This is a genomic window from Bradyrhizobium sp. 190 (assembly GCF_023073415.1).
Classification (GTDB): domain Bacteria; phylum Pseudomonadota; class Alphaproteobacteria; order Rhizobiales; family Xanthobacteraceae; genus Bradyrhizobium.
Genome location: NZ_JADPJL010000008.1, coordinates 388,849 through 414,828, shown reverse-complemented (window position 1 = coordinate 414,828; position 25,980 = coordinate 388,849). Strand labels below are relative to the sequence as shown.

Annotated in this window: 30 protein-coding genes; 17 read left to right on the top strand and 13 right to left on the bottom strand. The window is 63.4% G+C overall.

Features of this window, described 5'->3' with window-relative positions:
• Positions 1–228 precede the first annotated feature (228 nt).
• Positions 229–2,259, bottom strand: coding sequence for a pyrroloquinoline quinone-dependent dehydrogenase (locus tag IVB22_RS05760; RefSeq protein ID WP_247516342.1), 2,031 nt, complete (start codon positions 2,257–2,259; stop codon positions 229–231).
• A 55-nt stretch (positions 2,260–2,314) separates the two neighbouring features.
• Positions 2,315–3,778 carry a caspase family protein gene (locus IVB22_RS05755; RefSeq protein WP_247516341.1) on the bottom strand — a complete coding sequence of 488 codons (1,464 nt, stop codon included), beginning with the start codon at positions 3,776–3,778 and terminating at the stop codon, positions 2,315–2,317.
• Positions 3,779–4,006: 228 nt separating this feature from the next.
• On the opposite strand from IVB22_RS05755, the gene IVB22_RS05750 reads away from it, so the two are divergent.
• From IVB22_RS05750 to IVB22_RS05735, 4 genes are all read left to right on the top strand, one after another.
• Complete coding sequence (locus tag IVB22_RS05750; RefSeq protein WP_247516340.1) at positions 4,007–4,402, top strand: hypothetical protein; 396 nt, start codon at positions 4,007–4,009, stop codon at positions 4,400–4,402.
• Between the two features lie 195 nt (positions 4,403–4,597).
• Entirely contained in the window at positions 4,598–5,794 is a 1,197-nt protein-coding gene (locus IVB22_RS05745) for a GNAT family N-acetyltransferase (RefSeq protein WP_247516339.1), read from the top strand.
• Positions 5,794–6,738, top strand: coding sequence for a cupin-like domain-containing protein (locus tag IVB22_RS05740; protein ID WP_247516338.1), 945 nt, complete (start codon positions 5,794–5,796; stop codon positions 6,736–6,738). The genes IVB22_RS05745 and IVB22_RS05740 overlap by 1 nt, the downstream gene beginning before the upstream one ends.
• Positions 6,739–6,951: 213 nt before the next feature.
• Positions 6,952–8,745: a vanadium-dependent haloperoxidase gene (locus IVB22_RS05735; RefSeq protein WP_247516337.1), complete on the top strand. Its 1,794-nt coding sequence runs from the start codon at positions 6,952–6,954 to the stop codon at positions 8,743–8,745.
• A gap of 124 nt (positions 8,746–8,869) precedes the next feature.
• Here the strand turns inward: IVB22_RS05735 and IVB22_RS05730 are convergent, their stop codons facing one another.
• Both IVB22_RS05730 and IVB22_RS05725 read right to left on the bottom strand, forming a co-directional pair.
• The gene (locus tag IVB22_RS05730) at positions 8,870–9,508 is read right to left on the bottom strand and encodes an NIPSNAP family protein (RefSeq protein WP_247516336.1); all 639 of its coding nucleotides are present in this window, start codon (positions 9,506–9,508) and stop codon (positions 8,870–8,872) included.
• 135 nt (positions 9,509–9,643) lie between these two features.
• Positions 9,644–10,309 (bottom strand): DsbA family oxidoreductase, encoded by a 666-nt coding sequence (locus IVB22_RS05725; protein ID WP_247516335.1) that lies wholly within the window; start codon positions 10,307–10,309, stop codon positions 9,644–9,646.
• 235 nt (positions 10,310–10,544) lie between these two features.
• Between IVB22_RS05725 and IVB22_RS05720 the strand changes: the two genes are divergently transcribed.
• Positions 10,545–10,925, top strand: a complete 381-nt coding sequence (locus IVB22_RS05720; protein ID WP_247516334.1) for an acyl-CoA thioesterase domain-containing protein — start codon at positions 10,545–10,547, stop codon at positions 10,923–10,925.
• Positions 10,926–11,348: 423 nt separating this feature from the next.
• Positions 11,349–11,834 carry a hypothetical protein gene (locus IVB22_RS05715; RefSeq protein ID WP_247516333.1) on the top strand — a complete coding sequence of 162 codons (486 nt, stop codon included), beginning with the start codon at positions 11,349–11,351 and terminating at the stop codon, positions 11,832–11,834.
• 431 nt (positions 11,835–12,265) lie between these two features.
• On the opposite strand, the gene IVB22_RS05710 is transcribed toward IVB22_RS05715, so the two are convergent.
• Positions 12,266–13,090, bottom strand: a complete 825-nt coding sequence (locus IVB22_RS05710; protein WP_247516332.1) for a helix-turn-helix domain-containing protein — start codon at positions 13,088–13,090, stop codon at positions 12,266–12,268.
• Between the two features lie 100 nt (positions 13,091–13,190).
• Here IVB22_RS05710 and IVB22_RS05705 point away from each other — a divergent pair, with 100 nt between their 5' ends.
• Both IVB22_RS05705 and IVB22_RS05700 read left to right on the top strand, forming a co-directional pair.
• Positions 13,191–13,412 (top strand): hypothetical protein, encoded by a 222-nt coding sequence (locus IVB22_RS05705; protein ID WP_247516331.1) that lies wholly within the window; start codon positions 13,191–13,193, stop codon positions 13,410–13,412.
• Between the two features lie 41 nt (positions 13,413–13,453).
• Positions 13,454–13,852: a hypothetical protein gene (locus IVB22_RS05700; protein ID WP_247516330.1), complete on the top strand. Its 399-nt coding sequence runs from the start codon at positions 13,454–13,456 to the stop codon at positions 13,850–13,852.
• Positions 13,853–14,014: 162 nt separating this feature from the next.
• Here IVB22_RS05700 and IVB22_RS41320 read toward each other — a convergent pair whose 3' ends face one another.
• On the bottom strand, positions 14,015–14,149 hold the full coding sequence (locus tag IVB22_RS41320; RefSeq protein WP_256467377.1) for a hypothetical protein: 135 nt from the start codon (positions 14,147–14,149) through the stop codon (positions 14,015–14,017).
• A complete protein-coding gene (locus IVB22_RS05695) occupies positions 14,149–14,619 on the bottom strand; it encodes a group III truncated hemoglobin (RefSeq protein WP_247516329.1) in 471 nt (156 codons plus the stop codon). Before IVB22_RS05695 ends, IVB22_RS41320 begins: the two co-directional genes overlap by 1 nt.
• An 87-nt stretch (positions 14,620–14,706) precedes the next feature.
• On the opposite strand from IVB22_RS05695, the gene IVB22_RS05690 reads away from it, so the two are divergent.
• Together IVB22_RS05690 and IVB22_RS05685 are read left to right on the top strand one after the other, a co-directional pair.
• The gene (locus tag IVB22_RS05690) at positions 14,707–15,135 is read left to right on the top strand and encodes an Rrf2 family transcriptional regulator (protein WP_247516328.1); all 429 of its coding nucleotides are present in this window, start codon (positions 14,707–14,709) and stop codon (positions 15,133–15,135) included.
• A gap of 38 nt (positions 15,136–15,173) precedes the next feature.
• Positions 15,174–15,464, top strand: a complete 291-nt coding sequence (locus IVB22_RS05685) for a DUF6522 family protein (RefSeq protein WP_247516327.1) — start codon at positions 15,174–15,176, stop codon at positions 15,462–15,464.
• A 4-nt stretch (positions 15,465–15,468) separates the two neighbouring features.
• On the opposite strand, the gene IVB22_RS05680 is transcribed toward IVB22_RS05685, so the two are convergent.
• On the bottom strand, positions 15,469–16,272 hold the full coding sequence (locus IVB22_RS05680) for an SET domain-containing protein (protein WP_247516326.1): 804 nt from the start codon (positions 16,270–16,272) through the stop codon (positions 15,469–15,471).
• Between the two features lie 155 nt (positions 16,273–16,427).
• Between IVB22_RS05680 and IVB22_RS05675 the strand changes: the two genes are divergently transcribed.
• Positions 16,428–17,045 (top strand): hypothetical protein, encoded by a 618-nt coding sequence (locus IVB22_RS05675; protein ID WP_247516325.1) that lies wholly within the window; start codon positions 16,428–16,430, stop codon positions 17,043–17,045.
• A gap of 123 nt (positions 17,046–17,168) precedes the next feature.
• Positions 17,169–17,492 carry a hypothetical protein gene (locus IVB22_RS05670; RefSeq protein WP_247516324.1) on the top strand — a complete coding sequence of 108 codons (324 nt, stop codon included), beginning with the start codon at positions 17,169–17,171 and terminating at the stop codon, positions 17,490–17,492.
• A 72-nt stretch (positions 17,493–17,564) separates the two neighbouring features.
• Here the strand turns inward: IVB22_RS05670 and IVB22_RS05665 are convergent, their stop codons facing one another.
• Positions 17,565–18,299, bottom strand: coding sequence for a TetR/AcrR family transcriptional regulator (locus tag IVB22_RS05665; protein ID WP_247516323.1), 735 nt, complete (start codon positions 18,297–18,299; stop codon positions 17,565–17,567).
• Positions 18,300–18,411: 112 nt separating this feature from the next.
• On the opposite strand from IVB22_RS05665, the gene IVB22_RS05660 reads away from it, so the two are divergent.
• The 5 genes from IVB22_RS05660 to IVB22_RS05640 all read left to right on the top strand — a co-directional run bounded on the left by IVB22_RS05660 (position 18,412) and on the right by IVB22_RS05640 (position 22,699).
• A complete protein-coding gene (locus IVB22_RS05660) occupies positions 18,412–19,815 on the top strand; it encodes a carotenoid oxygenase family protein (RefSeq protein ID WP_247516322.1) in 1,404 nt (467 codons plus the stop codon).
• Between the two features lie 266 nt (positions 19,816–20,081).
• Positions 20,082–20,660, top strand: coding sequence for a hypothetical protein (locus tag IVB22_RS05655; RefSeq protein ID WP_247516321.1), 579 nt, complete (start codon positions 20,082–20,084; stop codon positions 20,658–20,660).
• Between the two features lie 45 nt (positions 20,661–20,705).
• Positions 20,706–21,263 carry an inner membrane-spanning protein YciB gene (locus IVB22_RS05650; protein ID WP_247516320.1) on the top strand — a complete coding sequence of 186 codons (558 nt, stop codon included), beginning with the start codon at positions 20,706–20,708 and terminating at the stop codon, positions 21,261–21,263.
• Between the two features lie 131 nt (positions 21,264–21,394).
• Positions 21,395–21,691 carry a hypothetical protein gene (locus IVB22_RS05645; protein ID WP_025588796.1) on the top strand — a complete coding sequence of 99 codons (297 nt, stop codon included), beginning with the start codon at positions 21,395–21,397 and terminating at the stop codon, positions 21,689–21,691.
• 39 nt (positions 21,692–21,730) lie between these two features.
• A complete protein-coding gene (locus tag IVB22_RS05640) occupies positions 21,731–22,699 on the top strand; it encodes an SH3 domain-containing protein (protein ID WP_247516319.1) in 969 nt (322 codons plus the stop codon).
• Positions 22,700–22,730: 31 nt separating this feature from the next.
• Here the strand turns inward: IVB22_RS05640 and IVB22_RS05635 are convergent, their stop codons facing one another.
• Genes IVB22_RS05635 through IVB22_RS05620 form a run of 4 tightly spaced genes read right to left on the bottom strand, consistent with a single transcriptional unit; the run spans position 22,731 to position 25,978 of the window.
• Complete coding sequence (locus IVB22_RS05635; protein ID WP_308200356.1) at positions 22,731–23,423, bottom strand: DUF429 domain-containing protein; 693 nt, start codon at positions 23,421–23,423, stop codon at positions 22,731–22,733.
• Positions 23,420–23,863, bottom strand: a complete 444-nt coding sequence (locus IVB22_RS05630; RefSeq protein ID WP_161855722.1) for a MaoC family dehydratase — start codon at positions 23,861–23,863, stop codon at positions 23,420–23,422. The genes IVB22_RS05635 and IVB22_RS05630 overlap by 4 nt, the downstream gene beginning before the upstream one ends.
• A gap of 28 nt (positions 23,864–23,891) precedes the next feature.
• Positions 23,892–25,544, bottom strand: a complete 1,653-nt coding sequence (locus tag IVB22_RS05625) for a fumarate hydratase (protein WP_247516317.1) — start codon at positions 25,542–25,544, stop codon at positions 23,892–23,894.
• Positions 25,541–25,978 (bottom strand): type II toxin-antitoxin system RelE/ParE family toxin, encoded by a 438-nt coding sequence (locus tag IVB22_RS05620; RefSeq protein ID WP_247516316.1) that lies wholly within the window; start codon positions 25,976–25,978, stop codon positions 25,541–25,543. Before IVB22_RS05620 ends, IVB22_RS05625 begins: the two co-directional genes overlap by 4 nt.
• Positions 25,979–25,980 lie beyond the last annotated feature (2 nt).

Sequence of the window (25,980 nt, the reverse complement as noted above, 5' to 3'; positions counted from 1 at the left end):
AGATGCGCCGCGAGAACGCGGATGTATGTCGGCTCGTCGATATCAAACCTGAAAATCTTCCGTCGTCCCTGCGAACGCAGGGACCCATAGCCACCGGCCGAAGTTGTTTTGTAAGGTCGTAGTTACCTTGTCTTTTCCAACAACGACTGCCGCGGAGTATGGGTCCCTGCGCCCCGTGCGCAATTGCGCACTAGGCAGGGACGACGATGGAGCGGTTGTTGCGGTAACCTACGCCCTCCGCACCCTGCTCTGCCGCCAGCGCCACGCCAGCAGCAGCACCACGACCCCAGCCGCAATCGCCCCGCTCATGAATCGTCCGCCGGGCCGGTCGATGGTGCGCGACCAGAGCGAGGGCGCTTCGCCCGGCCGCGCCAGGCGGAACGCCACCACGCTGTCGCCAATGGTCGTGCCCGACTCGGAATGACCGCCGGCGCCGATCGCGACATATTGCTCGCCTTTCCACAGATACGTCATGGGATTGGCAACCCCCGGCACCGGCAGCCGGCCCTGCCACAGCTCCCTCCCCGATCGCGCGTCGAAGGCGCGCAGATAAGCATCCATCGCGCCGGTGAAGACGAGACCGCCGGCGGTGATCGCGACGCCGCTGACGAGCGGCGTGCCGAAGGGCAAGGCGATGCCGAGCGGCGCGCGGTCCTCCGTGGTGCCGACCCGCGAGCGCCAGAGAATCTTGCCGGCCTGCAGATCGACCGCGACCATCTCGCCCCACGGTGGCTTGTTGCACAACAAGCCCAAGGGCGACACTGCGACCGCGCGCGTCATCGCGAAGGGCGTACCCTGCTGCCGTCCGAAATCGTGACCGGGCGGCGGGTTGAACCCGTCGGCCACGGCGGCACGCGGAAGAAGCTTGACGATGTGGATCGCGCGCGAGGTGTTGGCGTAAAGGATCTGGTTGACGGGATCGAAGGCGGCGCCGCCCCAGTTCACGCCGCCGCCGGTCATCGGAAACACCACGGTGCCTTGCGTCGACGGCGGCGTGTAGAGACCCTCGTTGCGCGCCGAGGCGACCTGCGCGCGGCAGGCCCGGCTTTCCCAGAACGGAATCAGGCCGAACACGTCATCGGCCGAAATCTGTTGCGACAGCAGCGCCGGCACGTGGGTCGGAAACGGCTGCGTCGGCGAGAGCTGCTCGCCTTCGGCACCGCCCTGCGGCACGGCCCGTTCCTCCACCGGCCACACCGGCTTGCCGGTATCGCGGTCGAGCACGAACACAAATCCCTGCTTGGTCGGCTGCATCACGACGTCGCGCAAGCCTGCGCCGGTATCGATGCGCGCAAGCGTCGGCTGCGCCGGCAAATCGTAGTCCCAGACATCGTGATGCACGGTTTGATACGACCAGACCCGCTCGCCGGTCCCGGCGCGCAGCGCCACGACCGAATTGGCGTAGTCGTTGTTGCCGGGCCGCTTGCCGCCCCAGAAGTCCGGGCTCGGCGAGGACGTCGGCAAGAACACCAGGCCGCGCTCCTCGTCCACCGACATCGGCGCCCAGACATTGGCATGGCCGGCGACGACGCCATCATGCACCAGCGGATCGAAACTCCAGCGCGGACGCCCGGTTCGCGCATCAAAGGCGCGCACCGTGCCGAGCGGCGCCTCGACGCGGCGGTTGTCCGCGATCGCAGAACCGACGATGACGGTGTCGCTGATAATGACGGGGGCCGACGTGATCTGGAATTCGCCGGGCCATTCCAGCGGCGTGCCGATCTCGATCCTGATCTCGCCATTGGCGCCGAAATCGGCGCAGGGAATGCCGGACCTGGCGTCGAGCGCGATCACCCGCGCGTCGTTGGTACCCACGAAGATTCGCGCGCGGCAGGCGGCCGTTCCGGACGCCTTGTCGTCGACCCAATAGGCCACGCCACGACAAGTGTAGCGGTTGGCCGGCCGCTGCGCGGTCGAGATCTTTGGATCGTACCGCCATTTCTGCGCGCCGCTGCCGGGATCGAGCGCGATGACTTCGTTGAACGGCGAGCAGAAGATCAGGCTGTCTTCGACCAACAGCGGCGTAGCCTGAAACTTGGTCCGCTTCATCACCTCGGGCGCACGGCTGTCGAGATCGCCGGTGCGAAACTCCCAGGCGCGGACGAGATTGCCGACATTATCAGGCGTGATCTGGTTGAGCGGCGAAAACCGCGATCCGCCGCGATCGCCGCCCCAATGCTCCCAGGCGGAAGCCGGATGCGCGATACCGATGCAGAAGATGGCAACGATGAAAATGAACAGACGAAACGGATTTCGCATCCTGCCCCCGCAAGCGCAATGCAACGCTTGCGGGATCGATTACCCGATTGGCACGTCAGTATCTACCCCGGCCGCCATGATCGCCATAGTTGCCGCCGCGGCCGCCGCCAAACCCGCCGAGGCCAATGCCGATGCCGATGCTGACCGGCGGTCTCGATGGCTCGTACACTTCGCGCGGCGGCGGATCGTACACCACGCGCGGGGGCGGACGGCGAACGACCACGACGTCGTCATCCGGCTCGCGACGCGGCGGCTTGCGATCGACCCGCTTTTTCGGCGGATCCGGCTCGACGCGCCTGACCGGCGCATTGACCTTCAGTGGCTGCGGCTGCTGCGGCGGCTGCACGTTGCAGGGACACATCGGTGCGGCCAGCGAGACGTTTTGCGGCAGGGCGGCGTTGGCGGCGGCAACCGCCGGCGTGAACTCGGGACGGTTGCGCAGCCGCTGTTCCAGCTTGCGCGCGGTCGCACTGAGATCGCTGTCGGGGAATTTCGCCAGGAACGAGCGATATCCGGACGCGGTGTTGATGAGCACGGCCTCGTTCCACGCCACCATGCGCCGGTGCCGAACCAGCCAGTCGCGCGCCAATCGCCCGAGCGCCGTCTGCGGGAAGAGGCCGGCAAAGGCCTCATACGCTTCGTCGGTGCCGTCGGCCACGATCAGCTCGTTCGCCGCCTCGACCGGCTTGCCTTTCAGGTCGCGGGTCCACTCGGCGACCGTCTTCTTCGGAGCTGCCGCAGGCTTCGGCCCGGCGAGCGACGCGCCCGAAAAGCGGAAATCCTCGGTCAGCGAGGAGCTGTCCCACGGGGTCTGCCGCCCTTCGGTGACCTTGTTCACCGCAAGCCGCACCCGCTTGAAGGTCTCCTCGATCGGAATCTGCTCCTTGCCGGCCGTCAGCAGCGCGGTCGTATACGGGCTGTTGGAGCCGGAGCCATCTTCGGCAACCGCGCCGGGCGACGTCGAGAACGACAGGAAGGTGCCGGGCGCGCCGACCTTGGCATCGATAAGGGCAAGTCCGCCGCCGGCGGTCTTGAGGTCCGGGAACGGATTGTTGCGGCAGGCGTCGAGCATCAGGATGCGCATCTTGCTCGGCACCGACGTCAGGGTGTTCAGGATGTCGTTGAGGCGCACCGCCTGGATCGGAATGTCGGCTTCCCGCTTCGGATCGATGTCGACCGGAACCAGAAAATTCTCGCCGTCGATCTGCAGCCCGTGACCGGCGTAAAACACCAGCGCTACGGTGTCGGCGCCCTTGGCCGCGACCTTGCCGGCGAAGTCGCTGACCGCCTCCCGCATCTGGCCTTGCGAAAGATCGGACGCGGTCGAGACCTCGAAGCCGGAATCGGTCAGCAATTGCGTGACAGCCCTGGCGTCATTGGCCGGATTGGGCAGCGCCGGCACCGAGCGATAGGCGGACTGGCCGATCACCAGCGCGAGGCGACTTTCGGCAGAGGCCGATTGTGTTCCCAGAAGAACCGCAGCGGGAATCATCAGCTTGAGCAGCGTATCTCGGAACATGATGCCACCTCCCGGCAATGCAGGCTACGGGTTGGTCATGGCCCGGAGCCAAAGGGTTCAAGCCGGCGGCGCCGTTTGGGGCGTGACAAGGGCTCGATTCAACGGCGATCTTGTCGCAGGCCCCAGGTCCCGCGCAGTGATGTGAATCACAGTCGCGCAATCGTTATTCTGCCCAGCACTGTCCGAAACGACGTCTCCGGGGTAGAACATCCTCCGATGCGACGGATCGTGAATCATATAGCGCTGGTTGCGGGCGCAGCGCTGACGCTTGCGGGTTGCGGCTTTGCCGACGTCCGCTCGCCGGTGCCCGAGTTCATGCGCGCCAAGGCGCCCGAGCCGCCCCCGCTCGAGCCGGCACCCGACGTCAAGCGCATGCTGAAGGAGAAACTGGACGCGGTGTTCACGGCGGCCTCGCAACCGACCCATGTTCGCGTTTCCGAGCCGCGCCCCAACCTCCGCGGCCCGGGCTGGACCGCCTGCGTCAAGGCCGAAGTGATTTCGGTGACCGGCAAACCGCTGGGTACGCAGACCTATCGCGTCGAGATTTCGGGCGGCGTGATCGCAGATCGCCAAAAGGTCGAAGGCGAAGATACCTGCAATACCGAGAGCTACGAGCCGGTCTAGCTACGAACGGGTTTGCGCCCCGGCCGAGCGGCCGGATCAGGCTGAACGATCCGTTAACGCGACCGCTTAAATCCGAGCTTCGCTGCAACGCGATTTTCCACCTCTGTCCGATAGCGTCGCTCCGTGAACGCGACGGCTAGGCGACACCCTCTTGGTGTCGCCAGCCGCATAAATCGCGAATGGGGATTCGGGGAAGTGGCTGATATTGCTGACACATCGACGGTTCGTCGTGCATCGAGCAAGGATGCGAACGCACATGCGCCAGGCTCCAGCGGGGCGCTGACGCCGCTCGCCGGCGTTTCCGGGGCGCAATGGCGCGCGCTGTCTGAGCGCGCCGCCGAGCCGAACGGCTATTACCTGCCCGAATGGGAGCTGGCGGTAAACGCTTCGGCGCAGGGACGCGGCAACGCCGCCGCGCTTGGCGCGAGGCGCGATGCTTCCAGCTTGATCGGCCTGGTGCCTGTGGTCTCGATGTGGAGCGCCTACAGAATCCCCCTGCCCGCTCTGGTCAGCGCCGATCCCTACGGCACGCTTTGCACGCCGCTGCTTGACCGCGACATGGCGGAGGAAGCCGTCACGGGCATTCTGCAGCAGGCCCGGCGGGCCGGCGCGCATGCGCTGATCATCCGCGCCACCTCGCTCGATGGCGCTGCCATGAAGGCCTTTACCGACGTGCTGCATCGCAGCCGCATGCAGCCCGTGGTACTGCAATCGCATGTCCGTGCTTGCCTGGATGCCACCGGTGACGCCGACGAAGTGCTGCGCGAGGCGCTGGGCGCGAAGAAACAGAAAGAACTGCGCCGTCAGCGCAATCGCCTCGCCGAACAGGGTGCCGTCAATTTTGACGTGGCGCGCACGCCTGCTGACGTCGCTGCCGCGATGGAAACATTCCTGATGCTGGAGGCGAGCGGCTGGAAAGGCCAGCGTGGCACCGCGCTCAGCCAGGACGACGGCGATGCGGCCTTCGTCCGCCGTGCCACATCAGCGCTGGCCGAGACCGGCCAGTGCGAGATCGTGACCCTGCGGGCCGGCGAAACGCCGGTGGCCGCGGCAATCGTGCTGCGCCATCAGGACCGCGCCTTCTACTTCAAGCTCGGCGTCGACGAGCGCTTTGCAAAATATTCGCCGGGCGTACAGCTGACGCTGGAGCTGACCCGGCACCTCTGCGCCGATCCGGCCATTTCAATGGTGGATTCCACCGCCGCGCCCGACCATCCCATGATCAACCCGATCTGGCGCGAACGCCTTGCGATCGGCGACGTCCTGATCCCGCTGCGACGGCGCGATCCGGTCGTGTCGCTGATCCGCGCCGCGCTCGGCTTGCGCGGCGCGATCCGCGAGCCAGTACGCCGCATCGTTCATTTTCTCAGATCACGGCAGGAGAAATCCTAATGAATACGCTTACCGCCATCGCGCCCGTGATTACGGCCGATCATGACGCGCTTCGCCGCGACTTTCCGCTCAAGCCGTTTGCGATCCATCACAAGCTCGCCGGCCATCCGCTGCTGACGCTGCCACGTATCGCGCAGTTGGCCTCTGAATTGCCGCGCGACCTGATCGAATATAATTCCGGCAAGGTCGCGATCAGCCAGGATCCGGACGCGATTCCTTCCGTCGACCTCGATCCGGTCGAAGTCGTGAAGAGCATCGAAACCGCAGGCGCCTGGATGGTGCTCAAGCGCGTGGAGAACTCGCCGGAATATCGGGCGTTGCTGGAGGACACGTTGCTGTCGGTCGCCCGCGCCCGTGGCTTCAACAGCCTGCTCGATGCCGGCTTCGAGCAGGTCGAAGGTTTTCTGTTCGTGTCCTCGCCAAACTCGACCACGCCGTTCCATCTCGACAGCGAAGACAATTTCTTCGTCCATATCCACGGCGAAAAATTCTTCACGATCTTCGATAACACCGACCGTTCGATCGTCTCCGACGACGAGATCGAGCGCTCGATGACCAAGCATCGCAACCTGAAATACGACGAGAGCTTTGCGCCGCGGGCTACGGAATTCCATCTGTTCGCAGGCGACGGCTGCTACGTGCCGTACCAGTGGCCGCACTGGGTGCGCACATCAGGCTCGTTCTCGATCTCGATGGCGATCACCTGGAAGACGCGCGAAGTGCGGCGGCTGAACGATCTGCACTTCTTCAATTCGATGCTGCGCGGCATCGGCTTGCCGCAGCAGCCTCCCGGCAAGCAACCGGTGCTCGATGCGCTGAAGCTCGCGTTCTATCGCATGGTAACGACGGCGATCAAACCGCTGCGCGCCTCAATGGCGATGCGCCGCGTGCTGCGGCGGATCGCACTCGGCAAGCGGGCCAATTACTATTTGAAGGGCGCGTAACTAGTAGCCCGGGTGAAGCGAAGCGTAATCCGGGGGCCGGTGCACCTGGATGCGCATCTAACTGATCGGTCTGCACCACTCACGTATTGATCTGTGTCAATCTCCTCACGTTTCCTCCCGATGGAATGATTTCGCGTCCAGGAGCGGACGCAAGAGTGTGGTCGGCTCCGGCGCAATCCTGTCCAGATTTCGCCTGCGAGGGAGGAGATCTCCATGGCTGATCACCCCACCATTTCGACTGAATCCGACCTGGCATCGCCGGCCCTGCCGACGACCGCCGTGGTCACTCGCCGCTCGCTGCTCGGCGGGGCCGGCATTGCGGTTGGCGCCGCCGTGCTTGCGTCTCCGCCGAGCATGCCCGGAATAGCCCCAGCCGCGGCGCAGCCTGTGAGCGCGGACTCGCGACCGCTCGATGCGGCGTTCAAGCGCCGCGCTTTCGAAGTCCGAGAGGTCTGCGCGAGCAACAACGAGAAAATTCCCATCGCGTCCCACCCGACGAATGGCGATGAGGCGCGCTACATTAACAAGATCGGTTCCGATTCACGGGGCCTGCCGCACGACAAACGCGGCGAAGTGGAACAAGCGGCATGGCAGGCGCTCTATACCGCTTGCCAGTCGGGCGATCCCGCTGATTTCGAGAAAATCCCGCTCGGCGGCACGCGCAAACTGGTCAATCCTGTAGGCACACAGGCCGTCAGTCTGAGCGGCATAAACCCCACTCAGATTGGGATACCGCCGGCACCGGCCCTTGCAAGTGCAGAGCGCGGCGGCGAGGCGGTCGAGGTATATTGGCAATCCCTGCTTCGTGATGTTCCGCTTACCGAGTTGCGCGACGACACCTCCAATCGCGACGTACTTGCAGCAACCGAGGAACTCAACAAGCTTGCCGATTTCCGGGGGCCGAAGTCTGGTGGGCGGGTCACGCCCGGTACGCTGTTCCGTGCCAATGCGCTCTATTTCGACCCGACTGACCCGAAGGGCCGCTCCGTCACGCCCCCAGGCATTTTGGACGGACCGCTGATCTCGCAATTCCTGCTCCGGGACGTCCCTTATGCCTCACAGTGGATCAGTGCTCAAATTCGCACCGTGCTGCCCACCAGCGAATTCCTGACCGACTACGAGGAGTGGCTGGCGATCCAGAACGGCGTTGCAGCGAAACGCAGGCTGCAGTTCGACGCGACACCGCGATACATAACGACAGGGAGAGATCTCGCGGAGTATGTCCGCACGCCTCCTGCATTTGCGTGGGCGGCAACACTGCTCCTTGCAACCCCCGGCGGTGGGACGGATCAACGCTACTCCGGGATCTATCCACCGACAGAGCCCGCGTCCTACCCATCGAACCCGTATCGGAAATCGAAAACCCAAGGCCCTGGGGCTGCCACCTTCGGGTTCCCCTATGTGCAGGCACTGCTCGCCACGGGGATCAGTAACTCCGTCCGCGCGTCCTACTGGCAGAAGTATTTCGTGCATCGGGCTGTGCGACCGGAGGCCTACGGCGGTCTGGCGCACCATCGCTTCGCCAACGGCGTGAGCGACTACCCGTTGCATGATAACTTCCTGAAATCGGAAGCCCTCGATCGCAGTAAAGCCAAATACGGCACCTATCTTTTGTCCCAAACCTATCCGGACGCTGCGCCCTTCCACTCAACCTATCCCGGCGGTGCCACAAGCGTTGGTGCCGTCGCGGCTACCCTATTGAAGGCGTTTTTCGACGAGAGCCGCGTGATCGCCAACCCGGTACAGCCCGATCCGGCTGACCCGACGAAGCTCGTGCCCTACAACGGCCCGCCGCTCACCGTTGGTGGAGAGTTGAACAAGCTCGCGGTGAATTTTGGTTTCGGACGGAATTGGGCGGGCATCCACTGGCGTTCCGACGCTTCCGCCTCAATGGCACTAGGCGAGGAAGTGGCTATCGGCATGCTGCGGGACGAGCGCACGACCCTCCGCGAACCCTTCGACGGCTTCTCCTTCACGCGCTTCGACGGCAGCCGCGTGACAATCTGACTGCAGCCGGCCGCGCCCGTGCCGTGAGCCGCCAGCGGCGCGGTGCCGCGCTGGCGGCGCGACTTGAACAGGTGCAGATGCCGCGGGGTTATCTGCACCGCTCGATCCGGGCTACTTGGACAACTCACTGCAATGGCGAGTGCGGCGCCGGCAGCATGATGGTCGAGTGCATTTCCTCGAGAAAGCCCGGACCCTTGCCGAGGAACTCCTGCCAGGCAGGATCCTTCATCGCGTTGCCACGTGCTTCGCCGCGGGCGTTCAGGCTGGGATAGGCCCAGATGTGACAGGCTTCGTTCGGCTGCCCCGCTTCGGTCGTCCAGAGGCCTACAATCTTTGAATATTTCTCGCGCTCCGGCAGCACCGCGGTGAACGCATCGAGCCACTGCTTCAGGCCACCGGCAGGCTTGCCCCGATAGTTGCGGAGTTCGTAGACATTGCCCGTCGATGCCGGCGCGACCGGCGGCCTCACCGCATTCATCAAGCGGACGTCCTGGCGCACCAGCAAGGGCCGGATCAGCGGCACATACTCGCCGGTCCAGCGCGGGTTCTTGGCCAATTCGGCCCGCATCCGCGTCCGCTCGTCGAAACTGTTGTAGCTCCACATATGCAGAACCTGATTGAGCGGCCCAATCTCGGTCGACCAATAGCCTTCGAGCTTGCCGTAATCGTCCTTGCGGATGTCACGCGAGACGGTGCTCGCGGCCTTGATCATGTCGCCGAGCGTGCCGGGCTTTACGGTGTAGGTTCGCAGTTCGTAGATCATGACGCCTCCCCAAGTATTGTTGTTGATTGTTGAGGCGACACTCACTTCAAACGCGACACTGCGCTGTCTGGAGAGAGGCGCCTCACCCCGCTCCTCTCCCCGCAAGAGCGAGGCGAGGGAGAAGAAAGCCGGTATTTATTCCGCCGCCTGCGCGTTGATCTCGCCGGATACTTGACGGATGGCGCGGGCGAGCTGCTCGGCGGGCTGCGCGCCGGAGACGGCGTATTTCTGCGCGAACACGAAAGTCGGCACACCAGAGATACCCTTGTCGGATGCCTCCTGCGCTTGCCCCGAGATCAGCACAACATCCTCGTCGGTGGCGAGACGCCTGCGCACGTCGTCGGCATCGAGGCCGACATCAGCCGCGGCCTGCACCAGCACGTTGACGTCGGTCAGATCGCCGCCATCGCGGAAATACAATTCCATCAAGCGCTGCTTCATCTCGGCTGATTTGCCCTGCGCATCCGCCCAATGGATCAACCGGTGGCAATCGATGGTGTTGGGTTGGCGCTTCACCAGCTCGGGGCGGTAGGTCAGCCCCTCCTCGCCCGCCGCCGCCACGACGCGGCCGGCGATGCCCTTATAGGCTTCGACCGAACCGAACTTGGCGGTGAGATATTCGTCGCGGCTGATGCCCTCGCGCGGCACCCAGGAATTGAGAAAGAACGGCCGCCAGCGCACTTCGACGGGAACATCAGGCACCAGCGCCAGCGCGTTCTCGATCCGGCGCTTGCCGATGTAGCACCACGGGCAGACCACGTCGGACACGATGTCGATCTTGAGGGGCTTTAAGGTGCTCATCGGGGTCTCCTCGCGAATGATGCCCGAAAGGTAGTCCGATCGGGCGAGGAGACAAGAGCGCGACCTGCATGTCTCGTATCACGTCACCTCCACGGTTATTGTGGCAAACGGCCGACCTTTCTAGAACCCGCGCATCGATTTGAACCGCGGAGCCCTGCACGCGGAGCCCTGCATATGACCGCTATTTTCAGGCCGGAAGGCCCCAGTTTCGCGCCACCGAACATGCCGGCGGGCCATGGTCGCGCCGGATATGCTGCAGGGCAGCGCGACCACGTCGCTGATGACGCGCGAGGTCGAGCGGCTGGCCGATGCATCCGGCTTTGCGGTGCGCCGGCTCACCTTCGATCTGTGGCGGCCGGCCGGCTTGCGCGCTTTCGGCGTTGAAACCGAGATGCTGCGCGACGGCCGCAAGGCCAAGACCATGCAGGTGCGGCTCATGGACGGCGACGTCGAGATCGGCTGCTGCACGGCGCTGCTGACCGCGCAGGGCGACGAGACATCCGCTGATCCCTTTTCGAAGCAAGCAGGCGATGACGCCCCACCGGAGACAGGCTCACCACCGCCGGCCTTCGCACAAAAGTGGAGCCGCTATTTCCGGACGTTTCCGTGCGGCTGATCGAGGGCGCATTGGAAAAGCCCGGCCCGGCGGCGGCATGGATGCGGCTCGACGTGCCGATGGTCGAGAGCAACACGCCGCTATTGCAGGCGGTGCACAGGCTCAGGCGTCCTGAGCCACCGCAAATACAGGGCAGTCGGCCGACATCCGCTTTGGTGCACATCCCGGAATCAAGTGGGCCTCGCTATCGGACTGGTTTGGTAAACCACCTGGAACACTTGACTACCGCTGATTCCGTGCACGCCTGGCGCATGTCCGCGATCGCGAGAGCTCCCTATCGGTTCCAGAATTAACCCGCACCGAGGACGTAAAGCTTAACTAACAAGCTTACCGAGGGGATCCTGTTGCTCGATTCCCCAGAGCAACTAACCATTTTGGCTGCATTGCAAAATTTTTTGTCACCGGCTCACAAGGAGCATTGCCATGGCGCAGTCAGCAAAACCGCCGATTTTTGATGTGATCGATATTGAACGCGAGATCGAGGAAGAATTTCGAAAACTGCCGTCGAATCGCGAACCCCAGCCGACCGATTTCGCGCCGCCTTCCGTAAGCGCGCCGGATTTGTCGATGCCCGACTATGTCGAGCATCGCGCCGGAGCCACGGAGATCGGCAAGCTGTCGGCGGAAGCGGTTGTCCGCGAATATGAAGCTGCGGCGAAAGATATCGAGGACCTGGGCGTTGAGCTGGTCGGGCACGTCAAACAATGTGAGGCCATGAGCCGCGAGGCGCTCACCGTGATTGAGGAGCTGAAGGAAACCGCAGCGCGATACCGCGAGGAGGCCAAGCGCGTCTTCCTTCATATTGAGAACTGCTCGTTGCTGACCGCGCAGGTACGCAGAACCTGCGCCGAAATGAAGGAAAAGATCGCAGTTTCGGCCAGACCTGAAACCAAAGCCAAAGAGAAGTGAACTCGCGCATATCCTGGCACGTCCGGTTGGCGGGTAACCTCGGAAGCGCCCTTTGTCTTGGTACCGCACGCAACACGCGGCGCGCCAATGAGTCAACGCGCTAGTTTTGCAAGCAATGCTTCCGATCCTTCGTCGGCAGGCATGAACGTTTCCACGCGCAATTCCTGCAGCGTGACATCCTCGGCGTGCCCAGCGTCAGCACCGCGCCAATCAGCCCGATGAACGCGAGATCGGCCTGACTCATGGCGCGGCGGTTGCGCCAACCGCGCAGGAGGTCGCCGACCGTGTTGATTGGCAGCGGTGCATGTTGGCGAGCGGGTCGGTGTAAACCGCTAGGATGTAGGGTGGGCAAAGCGCAGCGTGCCCACCATATCTCCACGACATCAATACCTAATGGTGGGCACGGCGCGGTGCGCCTTTGCCCACCCGGACTACGCGAGACTGGCCGCCATCTGCCGCATCCGCTCGGCGGTCAGGTCGTCGGCGGGAAAAAAGGTTTCCAGCGCCAGCTCCTGCAGCGTGATGTCGACCGGCGTGCCGAACACCATGGTGGTGGAGATGAAGCTCAGCACCTCGCCGCCCGCGCTCCGCAGCTTGAAGGGGATCGCGACATTGTCAGTCGAGATGGGCCCCGAACGCGCCGGCATCCGATAGGCCTTCAGTTCCTGATAGAGTTTCAGCAGTTCGGGATCGGCCGTCGCCTCGCACTGCCGGTGCAACCGCTCCAACAGATGCGCGCTCCATTCGGCGAGATTGACCGTGCGCGGGGCCAGTCCCTCAGGATGAAAGGCGAGCCGCATGATGTTTAAGGGCTGCCCCAGCAAATGCGGCGGGATGCCTTCGAGCAGCGGCGCCACCATGCGATTGGCCGTCACCAGATTCCAATGTCGGTCATAGGCCAGCGCCGGATTCGGTTCGTGCGCCCTCAGCACGAGGTCGATCGCCTGCCGCGCCGATTTGAGCGCGGGATCGTCGAGCGAGCGCTGCGGAAAGGCCGGGGCAAACCCCGCTGCGACCAGGAGCACGTTGCGTTCACGCAAGGGAACCTCCAATCGCTCGGCGAGCTTCAGCACCATTTCGCGCGATGGCGCGGCGCGGCCGGTCTCCACAAAACTGAGGTGACGCGCGGAGATCTCGGCATCTCCCGCCAGATCGAGCTGGCTTAAGTGGCGGCGCTGCCGCCATTCGCGCAGGTGATCGCCGATATGGACGGGCTGGGTTCGCTCGGCTCGCGCCGCGGAAGCATGTGCGTTCATGATGGAAAACCTACCATGCGAATTTCACCCATTCCATTACGTCCGAGGTAATCGAAACGGGTCAAGCGCCGGGTCATCTTGGGGGCACAGGAGATGACCCATGCTGATGCTTGCCCTCTTCCGCTTCGCCGCCGCCGCGATCCCGTGGACGCTCAATCTGGCCACCTGGCTCGTGGCGCGTTCACTGAACATGCCCGAACCCGTGGTGCACGACACCGGCGTCTTCGTGTTCGTGCAGGTGCAGACGATCGAAAACAGGGTCGGCAAGGCGCTCAGCCCGATGCGGCTGGTGCGTCGGCTCCGGTCGCTGCTGCAGCGCTGATCCCTGTCTCACCCAAGTCCACCAAGCAAAGGAGAACTGTCATGATCCATCCATCAACATTCCTGAGCCGCGCCCTCCTCGCCGACGCCATCTTCAGCGGCGTCGCCGCGGTCGCGCTGACGCTCGGCGCCGGCGCGCTCACGCCCTTCCTCAATCTGCCGGAAGCGCTGTTGCGCGAAACCGGCCTGTTCCTGATCGCCTATACCGCGCTGGTCGGCTGGCTTGCCGCGCGGTCATCGGTGCCGAAGGCGCTGGTGCTGGTCGTGATCGTGGGGAATGCCGCGTGGACGCTCGGCAGTATCGCTTTGTTGTTCTCGGGCGCGGTGTCGCCGAACCTGCTCGGTCAGGTGTTTGTCGTAGCCCAGGCGATTGCGACAGGCGTGTTTGCCGAACTGCAGTTTATTGGACTGCGCAAGAGCGGTGAGGCGGTGGCGGCATAAGCCCAAGCCGTCATTGCGAGCGAAGCGAAGCAATCCACGTCTCCACGCGGGATAGATGGATTGCTTCCGCCTTCGCTCGTTGAGCTTCGGCGGACAAGTCGTCGCTTTCGCTCCCTTGCGCAAACGCTTCGCGTTTGTCGCAGGCAATGGCGAGGGTAGACTTCAGCTCAACACCAATGCCGCGATCATCCCGGCAAAGGTCAGCACCAGCCCGATGACGAGCATCGGCACCAGGCTGCTGCCGGAATACGGATCGGCCTGCTCCTTGTTGGTCACGACATCCGCACGATAAGCCATCACACTGCTCCTGTCTGGTTGCGCCGAAATCGTTCGCCGTTTCCGAGCATGATGCCCTGGGCGCCGGCGATACCGAGTTCGAGACTCGCCGCAATCCGCCGCGCCCGTTCCACGAAATGCACTTCCGCCTCGGGCGGACAGATCTCGCGGGCGGCTTGCTCGAACAGTTCGAGCCAGCGGTCGAAATGCCCGGCGTCGACCGGCAGCGGCAGGTGTTTGGCCATCGGGGTGCCGTGGTAGCGGCCCGTCATCAACGCGACCGATGACCAGAACGCGCACATCTGCGCCAGATGCGGCTCCCAGTCCCTAATCCTGACATCGAAGATCGGCCCCAGCACCGCGTCGGCGCGCACCTTGGCGTAGAAGCCGTGCACCAGGCGCTCGATCATCGCCTCGTCGATGCCCGTCCGCTCCATGATTTCGGCCGTGATCCGCTGACGCCGTTCCGGCCCTGCCACGATCGCTTCCATTTCGTCCGCTGCCCTTAAATAGGCATTTCAAATACCTATTTAGACGGCTATAAATGATTTGCAAGCAGATCTTTTAAGAGGGCTCCCATGCGCCTGACATCGTTTACGGATTTTGCCTTGCGCGCCCTGATGCGGCTGGCGGGCGAGCCCGGCCGCTCCTTCGCGACCAACGAGATCGCGGCTGAGTTCGGCATTTCCCGCAACCATCTGGCCAAGGTGGTGCGCGACCTCGCCGACAGCGGCTTCATCTCGACCCAGCGCGGCGTCGGCGGCGGCTTCACGCTGGCGCGCCCCGCCCAGTCGATCACCATCGGCGAAGTGGTGCGCGCGCTGGAAGGGCCGCCGCTGGTCGAGTGTTTTCGCGAGGATGGCGGCAATTGCGCGCTGAAGCCGCGCTGCCGGCTGAAGGCCAAACTCGCCGCCGCCCGCGAAGCCTTCATGCGCGAGCTCGACTCCACAACGCTGGCGGAGTGCGCCTATCCCGCGACGGCCAGGCGGAGCCCGGCGCTTCTGTGAGGGCCGCAAGAAACCACCGCAAGACTCAGGTGCAACTCATGAAACCGATCGAATTTGAGAATGGGGCCGTCCAGATCGACGCAGCCATCGTCGCCGAAGGGCTTGGCCTCGCCCTGCCCCTGCTTCAACAGGAAATGCGCGCGGGAAAGATCACGAGCTTCGCCGAGCGCGGGATCGATGCGGATAGCGGCCGGCATCGCCTGACCTTCTTCTCCGAGCACCGCCGGTTTCGCGTCGTGGTCGACGAAACAGGCGCGATCGTTCAGCGCTCGGCAGTAAACTTCGGCGACTCGTCACTGCCGAAGTCGGTGCGAAAGCCCGGTGGATGAGCCTTCAGATAGCGGCGGGCTGAGCCTCGACGGAGATAGCGGCGGGTTGAGCCTGAAGGGCCGGCGCAGAAACCGGCGGCTTCCCGCCGGCCGATTTCTTGCCGGCAACCCTGACGCGGCTATTGCCGTTCAGATGCTTGCCGTTGAGGGACTTGGCATTGAGTGACTTGCGGGCGCGTGGCTTACCACTCAGAGACTTGCTACTCAGAGACTTGCCATTGAGCGAATGGCCGTTCAGCGTGAGCTTGTTCTTCGACTTCCGCTCGGCCTTTTCCTTCAGCTTCGCCTGATCCTTCGCTTTTTCCTTGGCGAGCTTTTCCGCCTTCTTCAGCGCCTTCCGTTCGGCCTTGGCCTTCAGGCGGGCCTTTTCAGCCCGTGCCTCGGCGCGCTGCTTCTTGCGCTTCTTTTCGCAGGCCGCGCATTTGCAACCGATGGGCTTCAGATAGGCTTTGAAATAGTCAGTGCCGTAATCGTAATTGATCTCCTCGCCCGGCTCGATGTTCTTGATGGCGCGGATGAAGACCTTGCGCTTGCGTGGGCGAACGTCGGATTCCGCGTTCGGCTTGCAGGCGTGGTTGATGTAGCGGGCGATGTTCTTGCGGACCGAGCCGTCGATGGTCCAGCGGTCGTTCAGTTCGAACAGATACTTGTTCTCGATCGCGTCGTCTTTTTTCTTCTTCGAATCCAGCAGCGGCCCAAAATAGCGGATGATCTTGGTGCCCTTCTTGATCGGCTTGGTGGCGAAGAGGCCAAGTCCGGTGGGGGAGCGGCCAACACGATAGGGCTTATTCGAGGGAATAGAGGGCATGACGATTGGATGGCTACACGCTGGGGAAACGGAGGAATTGCGAAGTCGCTCTTCTAGGACGATTCCGCGGCAATGTCAGGTGTTTCGCACCTTTGCCATGAACCTTCCCCAGATTGCGCACGTCTGATCCTGGAAGTTCCATGCGAGAAGTGCAGATGAAACGCGTCCCCCATCGGCAACTCACTGTGCCGGCCGCCGCGGTCCTGTTCGCGGCTGCCTTTGGCCTGATTTCACCGGCCAATGCCCAAACATTCAGCAGTAGCTACACATCGACTGCGCCGAAGGACTGCCGTACCGTCGGCAAGCCCGAGAACGGCGGGACGACGCAGGTGTGCCCCGGCAAATCGGGGCTCTTGGTGCTGATCAGCGAGGACGACTTGCGCCAAACCGTCTCGGTCGGACCCGACCGTGTGGCCGCCGCCAAAGAGCCGGCTGCGGAGGCTTGGTTTGCTCCCTTCAATTCCACGGCGAACACCGTCGAATGGCGGGCGGTGGACGGCAGGCCGTTCGCGATCATTCAGCGCTGGCTGATCGCCGACAACAACGACCCGGACAAGTCCGGAAGCCCGACCTCGAAACCGATGCTCGCCGTGACGCGGTTGCCGCCGGGCCCGGTCTGCCACGTCGCCTATATCGACGGCCAGGCCAACCGTAATGCCAACGAACTCGCGCGCCAGGCGGCGGACGAATTTGCGCGTGATTTCAAGTGCGGCAAGGACGAAGTGAAGGTAATCGGTGAAAAAGGCACCGCCGTCAGCCTTGCAAAGCGCTAATGCAGCCCGTGGCCGGCGTGTTTTCGCCGTATTAACGTCAAAGCTACAGCCTTGAGTGCTTGATATTCTCACGTCACGGGTTTTAACGGCGGCCACACCGGAGTAACGATGCTAACGAAATTCATGGTTCTGCTGGTTGCCGGCTCCGCGCTCACCGGCTGCTGCGCGTCCGGCACCGGCTGCTCGACAACACAGACCGCAGGCGCGCCGATCGCCTGGGATGGGTTGGGTGAACCACCGACCGCAAATGACGCGCCGGGCGAGCAAAAACGGACGCCAAAGCGAAGAACAGCCCGCAATCAGGAGATCATTCTCGGCCCTCTGAATGGCGCCCCGCCCCAAGCAGATGCCAAAGCGCGGTATGACGAGTGGACACGGCAGCCCAACGAAGACGTGGAAGCCGACGCAAGGCTTGCGCGGCAAACCAAGATTTGCAGGGGTTGCTGAGCGGCACGCCACCCACGCTGTTCGCCGCGCAAGTCCATCCCGACGCCAACGAACTCCCGCAAAGCCGCCGCCCTACACCCCCGCCGGTCGCGGCACCGTCGAACGCAACATCGCATCCAGGAGCTGGTCGACCCCGGTGCCTTCGGGCAGCCGGTGCAAAATATCCTTCAGCCGTCCGTCGAGCAGCAGCGTGGTGAAGCCGTGCACCAAAGACCACGCGCGCGCGATCGCCGCGGCCTGGTCGAGCGTCAGCGCCTCCAGCGCGTCGCCCGTGAGCTTCTCGTCACGGCCGGCGCCGACCGCGTTCGCCAGGCCTTCGAAGGAGGCAGTCGCCGCCTCGTGCAGCGAGGGCCGCTTCATGTCGAGCCGCTCGGTGCGGAACATCAGCCCGTACATGCCGGGACACGCCTGCGCGTAGGCGACATAGGCCTTGGCGCGGGCCATAGCCTTCATCAGCGGGTGAGTATCGGTCTTGCCCGCCGCCTCCATCGCCTCGTTGAAGCGACGGAACCCGATCGCGGCGAGTTCGCTCAAAAGCCCGGAGAGATCACCGAAATGATGCGTGGGCGCGGCATGCGATACGCCGGCCTCGCGCGCCACGGCCCGCAACGTCAGGCCCGGCAACCCGTCGCGTTCCAGCACCCGCTCGGCGGCGGCGAGCAAGGCGTCGTGCAGATCGCCGTGATGATAGGGCGTCTCGCCTGCAGGACGGCGCCGACGGGCGGCTGGCCTTTCGGCCACGGCCCTTGTCGGCTTGCGCTTCGCAGCGGGACGGTTCGTTCTGGTTTCTCGCGATGTTCTTGCCATACGAATTCTTATAGTCACAATTTTTACACTGTAAAGATTTTGCTTGACGGCCGGCCACAACGTCCTTACTGGTATCTTTACGATGTAAAGATTTAATCGGAGGAAACGTGCGATGCTCGACCAGGTGAAGACCGAGGCGGCCCGAACCAACCTTGCGCCGATCCCGATGGAATGCGACGCGCCGCATCTCAAGGTGACCGGCGAATTGCCGCGCGAGCTCAACGGAACGCTCTATCGCAACGGCCCCAACCCGCAATTCGATGCCCCCGGCGCGCACTGGTTCGTCGGCGACGGCATGCTGCACGCCTTCCATCTGGAGAACGGCCGCGCCAGCTACCGCAACCGTTGGGTCCGCACCCCGAAATGGCTGGCCGAGCACGACGCCGGCCGCGCCCTGTTCGGCGGCTTCGGCCGCAAGCTGCCGGGTGCGCCGGCCGGAATCACCGACGATGGCGGCGTCGCCAACACCAACATCATCTTCCATGGCGGAAAGCTTTTGGCGCTCGAGGAGGGCCATCTGCCGACCGAGATCGAACCCGGCACCCTCAATCGTCGCGGCTATTGCGACTACAACGGTGCCATCAAGGGGCCTTTCACGGCGCATCCCAAGATCGATCCCGTGACCGGCGAGATGGTGTTCTTCGGCTACAACGCCGCGGGCCCCCTGACCCCCGCCCTCTCCTTCGGATCGGTCAACGCCGCGGGCGTGGTGACGCGGTTCGACCGCTTCGACGCGCCCTATGCCAGCATGGTGCACGACTTCATCGTCACCGAAAATCATGTGCTGTTTCCGATCCTGCCGATTACCGGCAGCATGGAGCGCGCGATGCGCGGCAAGCCGCCTTACGCCTGGGAGCCTGAGAAAGGCGCGTACGTCGGCGTCATGAAGCGCAACGGTTCGGCGAAAGATCTCGTCTGGTTCCGCGCGGAGAGCTGCTACGTCTTCCACGTCATGAATGCGTGGGAGGAAGGCAACCGCGTCATTGCCGACGTGATGCAGTTCGAGGAAGCGCCGCTATTCCCCCATCCCGATGGCTCGAAGACCGATCCGCAGAAATCACGCGCGCGGTACTGCCGCTGGACCTTCGACCTGTCGGGCAATACCGACCGCTTCACGCAAACCTATCTCGACGATCTCACCGGCGAATTCCCGCGCATCGACGACCGCCGCGCGGGACGCGCGAACAGCCATGGCTGGTACGCCTGCGCCAATCCCGATCTGCCGATGTTCGGCGCGTTGTCCGGCATCGTCCATGTCGACGGCAAGGGCAAGCGGTTCGGAAAGTATGTGCTCCCCGCAGGCGACACGATTTCCGAGCCGGTGTTTGTCGAACGCGGCGCTGACGCCGCCGAGGGCGATGGCTGGCTGCTATCAGCCGTCTGGCGCGCGCAGGAAAACCGCAGCGATCTTGCGGTGTTCAACGCGCAGGATGTCGAAGCCGGTCCCGTCGCGCTGGTCCATCTCGGTCATCGCGTGCCGGACGGCTTTCATGGCAATTGGGTCGGGGCTGAGTAATTCCTCCGTTGTTCCGGGGGCATTGCGCAGCGACGCCCCCGGAATCCGGAAGTAACTGCCCTCGAGATTCCCGATGCGCAATTTGCGCATCTGCGGTTCGCGCGCGCCCCGGCATGACCACCTCAACGACCCCTACAAGCCATTGCAAAACAGACAGACTTCGTAAGCTTTCGACCATTTTTACACTGTAAAGATTTTCCTTGACGACTCTCATGCTGACGGCTAGTTTATCTTTACGATGTAAAGATTTGCCCCGAGAGGCTGGCATGACCATCTTCCTGATCCTCGCTCCCTTCGGCTCGTTCGCCCTGCTGATGCTGGTGACCTCAGCCGAGATCAGCCTCTTCGTGGCGGCCGCGATCTGTCTCGGTGTCGTCGGCATTGACCTTTATCGCGGTCGCTCGATCAAGATGCTCGGGGCGGGCTCCGTCGTCCTGTTCAGCGGACTGGGCGCCTATCTCACGCTGGTCGATCCGAACCTCAGCCATTCGGCCGTCAAGCTGATCGTCGACATCGGAGTACTCACGATCTCGCTGGTCTCGCTGATCATCCGCAAGCCGTTCGTACTGCAATATGCACTTGAAGTGGTCGACGCCAAGACGGCAAAGCAGCCCGGCTTTCTGAAGGCGGTCTATCTCATCACATGGGCCTGGAATGCCGCCTTCGTCCTGATGATCGTCGGCAACGTGCTCACGATCTATGTGCCGGGCTTGCCGCTCTGGTCCAGCCTTGTGATCGCCTTCGCCGCCCGCAACAGTGCCGCCTTCTTCACGACATGGTATCCACAATATCGCAAGTCGAAGCATGGTGCGCCGCCCGCGAACGCCCTCCCCGGCACCAACTAAGTCTACCCTTTCGACTGCAACACCCCTCCAGCAGAAAGCAAGCCGATGAAGGACGTATTCGCCAGACTGGGCGCCGATTTTTTCTCCACCATTCTGTTCATCACGATCTATCTCACCACCGACAACGTGCTGCTGGCGACGGGCGTGGCGATCGCAGGCGCCATCGCGCAGGTGATCTACTCGCGCGTCAAGGGCAAGGAGCTCGGCTACATGACCTGGGCGAGTCTGGCGCTCGTCATCGTGCTCGGCAGCGCGACGCTCCTGACCCACGACCCGCGCTTCGTGCTGGCGAAGCCTGCGATCGGGCATTTTGCGATCGGCGTCATCATGCTCAAGCGCGGCTGGATGCTGCGCTATATGCCGCCGATCGTGACGCAGACCATTCCCGAATACGTCACCTTCGCGGGCTATGCCTGGGCCGCACTGTGTTTCGTGCTCGCCGCCGGCACCATCGGGGTCGCAATGACCGGCGACATGAAGCTGTGGACGTTCTACGTGACCGTCGTATTGGTCGGCGCCAAGATTGCCGCCTTCGCAATTCAATACATCGCGTTTCGTGTTTTGGTCGGCAGCCGGCTTCGCGCTGCCGCGCAACGCGCCTGAAGAATACGCGTCAAAAGGACGCTTGAGACGGTTGGGCTTGTATGGCGAGATAGGCTATACCGCCGATCGAGTTTTAGCGGATCTCGCAAGCCATTCCGGTTTGCCGGGAAGAAAATGTCGGGGAGACAAAGATGGCCGTGGACGGAAACTGGAATCTCACCATGAGCACGCCGATGGGCGAGCGCAAGGCAACACTAACCCTGTTGGCCTCCGGTGGTACGCTGACGGGCACGCAGGGCGCCGACGGCAATTCCACCGAAATCTTCGACGGCGCCATCAGCGGCGACGCCGTCAACTGGAAGGTCTCGATCACCAACCCGATGCCGTTGACCCTCGAGTTCATCGGAAAGGTCTCCGGCGACAGCATGAGCGGCGAGATGGGTATCGGCCCAATGGGCAGCTTCCCCTTCACCGGGACGCGGGCCTGATTGATGAGGAGGCCGTAGCGCCTCCTCATTCTCTCGGTCATGCACAAAATAATTCTGTTTTCGATCGCCGCCCTCGCCTCGCTGGTGGGTGCGGCGATCGCGCAAACGCCAGAGCCCGAACCGGCGTGGCGCAAGAGCGCGCTCGCCTTCGTGCCGGCCGGTTATGTCGGGGGCGATGCCTATCGCACCGATGAAGCCGCGATGACGGGCTATCTCGCCGTCTATCCGGCGAATGCGAGCGATCCGAAATCTCCGGGAAGCGTATTCGCGCCGCGGCAGATGCTTGTCGTCAAGCTGACACGAGGCGACAGCGGACTACGCGCCTCATCGGCCGAATTGCAACCGCGTATCGATCCAACCCGCGGCAACCGCGACACCACGACGACCGATCCGGACGGCGAGGAACGCCAGTTCGAGAAACTGGACGCCGAACTCGCAGCCGGCCGCGCCAAACTCCCCGAGGGTACCGAACCCTGCAGTCTCGGCGCCTGGTCTTGGGATCGCGATCCCAAAGGTCTCAACGTGCGCGCCGAGCCTTCGGTAAAGGCGCGCGTGCTCGGCACGTTGCCGCCGCCCTACCGGCTGAAGATGGGCGGCAGCGAGAACGCGCCCGAAGGCGGCTGGCTGACCGAATTCCGCATCATCGGCTTCAAGGACGGCTGGTTCCTGATCGAGGGCGCGACACCGCCCGGCAAGGAATATGAGGACGAGAAGAAGTACCCGCGCACTGCGCCAAAGCCCTATTCGGGGCGCGGCTGGGTCGCCGCCAACAAGCTCGGCGCGAACTATGCCAATGGCGGCACGCGGATGGGCGGACTATTCCAGGCACCCTTTGCCGATGCGAAGTGGTCGCCGGCGCAGCGCAAGCTCGGCGGCACGCTCGATACCGACGGCGGACCGAAACGCCTGCTCGCCTGCAGCGGCCATTGGGGTCTGGTGGAAAGCCATGACGGCGTGCGCGGCTGGTGGCGGAGCCTGTGCTCCAGCCAGGTGACGAATTGCAGTTGAGCTGATCGTTTCGGTTCGCAGGCGATCAAGGTCACGACCAGATCTGCATCGGCAGGCCGTACGCGTCACGCGGCGGTCTCCCCTCCGGAACGCAACCAGCGACATCGCGCGCAGCGATCGCAACAGCGCAATCGTCCAGCACGTCATCGCATTTTGCACCGGTACCGATACGTTCGTTGGCCAGCCACCTGTCGATTTCCCTGATCCCCTCCCGTTTGAGCAGCGTACGGCGGAGCCGGGTTCCCTCCTCGGACTTCTTCGAAGGCAATGGCCTGCCATCGTTCAGGCGCAGGAAAACCAGCTCGGGGTGAGCCTCGCGAATATCGCGCGAGCGATGGGCGCGCAGGAACGCATCCACCTCCATGATCTTCGGCCCGAGGTGCCAGAGCTGGCGCGACACGCGCTTTTGGCCGCGCCGCTGCGCCTCCCTGTTGGCGCGATCGGGATCGCTGAACTCCAGCCACAGCCAGCGGCGGGTACCGGTGAAGACGCGCGACGTATGCGGCCACAGTTTCGCAAGCGCCAGCAAATCGCAATCACGCTCGCCGTCATCGGTCATTCCGATTGGAATATCGATCCCCACCCGGTCGAACGGACGCGACAATGCTTCGATGACATTGCGGTGAAAGGAGATTTCTTGCACGTCGCCATCGAGGAGCACCGCAACCCAGCCCTTGCGGAACCCGTCGAGGCCAATCGCCCTGCAGCCGGACCTCGCGCTCACTTCGGACGCGTCGGCACAATCGCGATGGGAATGAAGGTATAGACCGCCTCGCCATGCTGGTCATAGAGGGTCCATCTGACGCGGGCGACGCCTTGCGGCTTCGACCGTGAAGGCGCCAGTTCGACGACTTCTCCTTCAAGATGCAGCGTGTCGCCAGGCCGCACCGGCTTCAGCCAGCGCAGATCGTCAACGCCGGCGCCCAAGAGCGGATGCGGCCCGAATGGCCGGCACTCGGTGGCAAGCCGCATGGCGATCGCCGCCGTATGCCAGCCAGATGCGGCGAGTCCCTTGAAGACCGTCTTCTTGGCGGCCTCCTCGTCGAGGTGAAACGGCTGCGGATCGTATTCCCTGGCGAAGCGAAGGATGTCTTCCTTTGACACCATCACTTCGCCGCCCTTGAAGCGCATGCCGACTTTCAGGTCGTCGAACCACTCGACCATGTTGTTGCTTCCCGCCAGGAATTGCCCCTCACCCCAGATTCAACTCCTTGAAGAAGTCGTTGCCCTTGTCGTCGATGATGATGAAGGCCGGAAAATCCTCCACCTCGATGCGCCAGATCGCTTCCATGCCGAGTTCGGGATATTCGACGACCTCGACCTTCTTGATGCAGTGCTCGGCGAGATTTGCCGCCGCACCGCCGATCGAGCCGAGATAGAATCCGCCGTGCTTCTTGCAGGCCTCGCGCACCGCGACCGCGCGGTTGCCCTTGGCCACCATCACCAGCGATCCGCCCGCCGCCTGGAACTGGTCGACGAATGAGTCCATTCGCCCCGCCGTGGTCGGGCCGAACGCGCCGGAGGCGTAGCCGTCCGGCGTCTTGGCGGGACCGGCGTAATACACCGGATGGTTCTTGAAGTAGTCCGGCAGCGGCTCGCCCTTCTCCAGCCGCTCGCGCAATTTGCCGTGGGCGGAGTCGCGCGCCACGATCATGGTGCCGGTCATCGAGACGCGCGTCTTGATCGGATATTGCGACAGCGTTGCGAGAATTTCCTTCATCGGCTTGTTCAGATCGATCTTGACGACCTCGCCGCCGAGCGATTGTTCGACCGCCGGCAGATACTGCGCCGGGTTATGCTCAAGCTCCTCAAGATAGACGCCGTCCCTGGTGATCTTGCCAAGCACCTGACGGTCTGCCGAGCAGGACACGCCGAGCCCGATCGGGAGCGAGGCGCCATGGCGCGGCATCCGGATCACGCGCACGTCGTGGCAGAAATACTTGCCGCCGAACTGCGCGCCGACGCCGAGCGACTGCGTCATCTTCAGAATCTCCTGCTCCATCTCCAGATCGCGGAACGCATTGCCGTCCGCAGAGCCTTGGGTGGGCAGCGCATCAAGATAGCGTGCGGACGCAAGCTTAACAGTCTTCATGCAGAGTTCGGCGGAGGTGCCGCCGATGACGATGGCGAGATGATACGGCGGACACGCCGCAGTGCCGAGCGTCAGCACCTTCTCCTTCAGGAACGCCAGCAGGCGATCTTTCGTCAGGACCGACGGTGTTGCCTGGAACAGAAAGCTCTTGTTGGCGGAACCGCCACCCTTGGCCATGAACATGAACTTGTAGGCGTCATCCCCCTCGGCGTAGATCTCGCACTGCGCCGGCATGTTGTTGGCGGTGTTCTTCTCCTCGTACATCGTCAAGGGAGCGACCTGCGAATAGCGCAGGTTACGGCGCAAATAGGCATCGCGCGCGCCTTCGGAGAGCGCGGCCTCGTCGTCGCCATCGGTAATGACGTTGCAGCCCTTCTTGCCCATGATGATCGCGGTGCCGGTGTCCTGGCACATCGGCAGCACGCCGCCGGCGGCGATGTTGGCGTTCTTGAGGAAGTCGAAGGCGACGAACTTGTCGTTGTCGCTGGCCTCCTTGTCTTCCAGGATCGAACGCAGCTGCTTCAGGTGCCCCGGCCGCAGGTAGTGGTTGATGTCGCCGAAGGCCGCCTCCGATAGCGCCCGCAGCGCCTCACGCGACACGACGAGCATGTCCTTGCCCAAGACCTTCTCGACCCGCACGCCTTCGGCCGTGATCTTCTTGTAGGGCGTGGTGTCCGCACCCAGCGGGAACAGCGGCGTATGCTTGTAGGGCGGAACGGGTTTTTGGTCGGGAAAGGCAGTCGGGGCGTTCATATCGATATCTCGGGTTGGAGCCGGCAGCGGCCAGAACGGCGCTGCCGGCAATAGACCCGTTCTAAGCATTTTTTGGACAAAAGGAAGCTTCGGGGGCTCCGGGCGTTCTGCTGCCTCCCAGATGGGTGCGTCCTGCATATCCTATCGGTTTCCGCCCTCGCGGTCCTGCGCCCCGTGAAAAACAGCCGTACGACAATTCTCTCCTGCTCCCGATCGACTTCGTACACCACAACATATGGCAGCCGCGGTACTACCCATTCGAACGTGTCGGGATCGCGGCCAACATGGCCAATTAGGGGAAACGAGATAAGCAGTTCTATGCTGCTAAACAGCCGGTCTGTCACAGTCCTCGCAGTCGAGGGACTATCCTGGGCAATCCAGCCATAGATGTTTTCGAGATCGGCAATCGCCTGATCGTCGAAGACAAGTTTCATTG

Coding starts and splice junctions, on each gene's coding strand:
- IVB22_RS05730 (WP_247516336.1), bottom strand. CDS start 9,508: ATGATCTACGAACTGCGAACCTACACCGTAAAGCCCGGCACGCTCGGC.
- IVB22_RS41320 (WP_256467377.1), bottom strand. CDS start 14,149: ATGGCTTATCGTGCGGATGTCGTGACCAACAAGGAGCAGGCCGATCCG.
- IVB22_RS05620 (WP_247516316.1), bottom strand. CDS start 25,978: ATGAAACTTGTCTTCGACGATCAGGCGATTGCCGATCTCGAAAACATC.
- IVB22_RS05695 (WP_247516329.1), bottom strand. CDS start 14,619: ATGGAAGCGATCGTGGCAGGGCCGGAACGGCGTCAGCGGATCACGGCC.
- IVB22_RS05670 (WP_247516324.1), top strand. CDS start 17,169: ATGGTTCTGCTGGTTGCCGGCTCCGCGCTCACCGGCTGCTGCGCGTCC.
- IVB22_RS05715 (WP_247516333.1), top strand. CDS start 11,349: ATGGCGCAGTCAGCAAAACCGCCGATTTTTGATGTGATCGATATTGAA.
- IVB22_RS05740 (WP_247516338.1), top strand. CDS start 5,794: ATGAATACGCTTACCGCCATCGCGCCCGTGATTACGGCCGATCATGAC.
- IVB22_RS05735 (WP_247516337.1), top strand. CDS start 6,952: ATGGCTGATCACCCCACCATTTCGACTGAATCCGACCTGGCATCGCCG.
- IVB22_RS05645 (WP_025588796.1), top strand. CDS start 21,395: ATGGCCGTGGACGGAAACTGGAATCTCACCATGAGCACGCCGATGGGC.
- IVB22_RS05690 (WP_247516328.1), top strand. CDS start 14,707: ATGCGCCTGACATCGTTTACGGATTTTGCCTTGCGCGCCCTGATGCGG.
- IVB22_RS05700 (WP_247516330.1), top strand. CDS start 13,454: ATGATCCATCCATCAACATTCCTGAGCCGCGCCCTCCTCGCCGACGCC.
- IVB22_RS05720 (WP_247516334.1), top strand. CDS start 10,545: ATGGTCGCGCCGGATATGCTGCAGGGCAGCGCGACCACGTCGCTGATG.
- IVB22_RS05665 (WP_247516323.1), bottom strand. CDS start 18,299: ATGGCAAGAACATCGCGAGAAACCAGAACGAACCGTCCCGCTGCGAAG.
- IVB22_RS05680 (WP_247516326.1), bottom strand. CDS start 16,272: ATGCCCTCTATTCCCTCGAATAAGCCCTATCGTGTTGGCCGCTCCCCC.
- IVB22_RS05640 (WP_247516319.1), top strand. CDS start 21,731: ATGCACAAAATAATTCTGTTTTCGATCGCCGCCCTCGCCTCGCTGGTG.
- IVB22_RS05655 (WP_247516321.1), top strand. CDS start 20,082: ATGACCATCTTCCTGATCCTCGCTCCCTTCGGCTCGTTCGCCCTGCTG.
- IVB22_RS05760 (WP_247516342.1), bottom strand. CDS start 2,259: ATGCGAAATCCGTTTCGTCTGTTCATTTTCATCGTTGCCATCTTCTGC.
- IVB22_RS05675 (WP_247516325.1), top strand. CDS start 16,428: ATGAAACGCGTCCCCCATCGGCAACTCACTGTGCCGGCCGCCGCGGTC.
- IVB22_RS05630 (WP_161855722.1), bottom strand. CDS start 23,863: ATGGTCGAGTGGTTCGACGACCTGAAAGTCGGCATGCGCTTCAAGGGC.
- IVB22_RS05705 (WP_247516331.1), top strand. CDS start 13,191: ATGCTGATGCTTGCCCTCTTCCGCTTCGCCGCCGCCGCGATCCCGTGG.
- IVB22_RS05725 (WP_247516335.1), bottom strand. CDS start 10,309: ATGAGCACCTTAAAGCCCCTCAAGATCGACATCGTGTCCGACGTGGTC.
- IVB22_RS05685 (WP_247516327.1), top strand. CDS start 15,174: ATGAAACCGATCGAATTTGAGAATGGGGCCGTCCAGATCGACGCAGCC.
- IVB22_RS05650 (WP_247516320.1), top strand. CDS start 20,706: ATGAAGGACGTATTCGCCAGACTGGGCGCCGATTTTTTCTCCACCATT.
- IVB22_RS05710 (WP_247516332.1), bottom strand. CDS start 13,090: ATGAACGCACATGCTTCCGCGGCGCGAGCCGAGCGAACCCAGCCCGTC.
- IVB22_RS05755 (WP_247516341.1), bottom strand. CDS start 3,778: ATGTTCCGAGATACGCTGCTCAAGCTGATGATTCCCGCTGCGGTTCTT.
- IVB22_RS05625 (WP_247516317.1), bottom strand. CDS start 25,544: ATGAACGCCCCGACTGCCTTTCCCGACCAAAAACCCGTTCCGCCCTAC.
- IVB22_RS05660 (WP_247516322.1), top strand. CDS start 18,412: ATGCTCGACCAGGTGAAGACCGAGGCGGCCCGAACCAACCTTGCGCCG.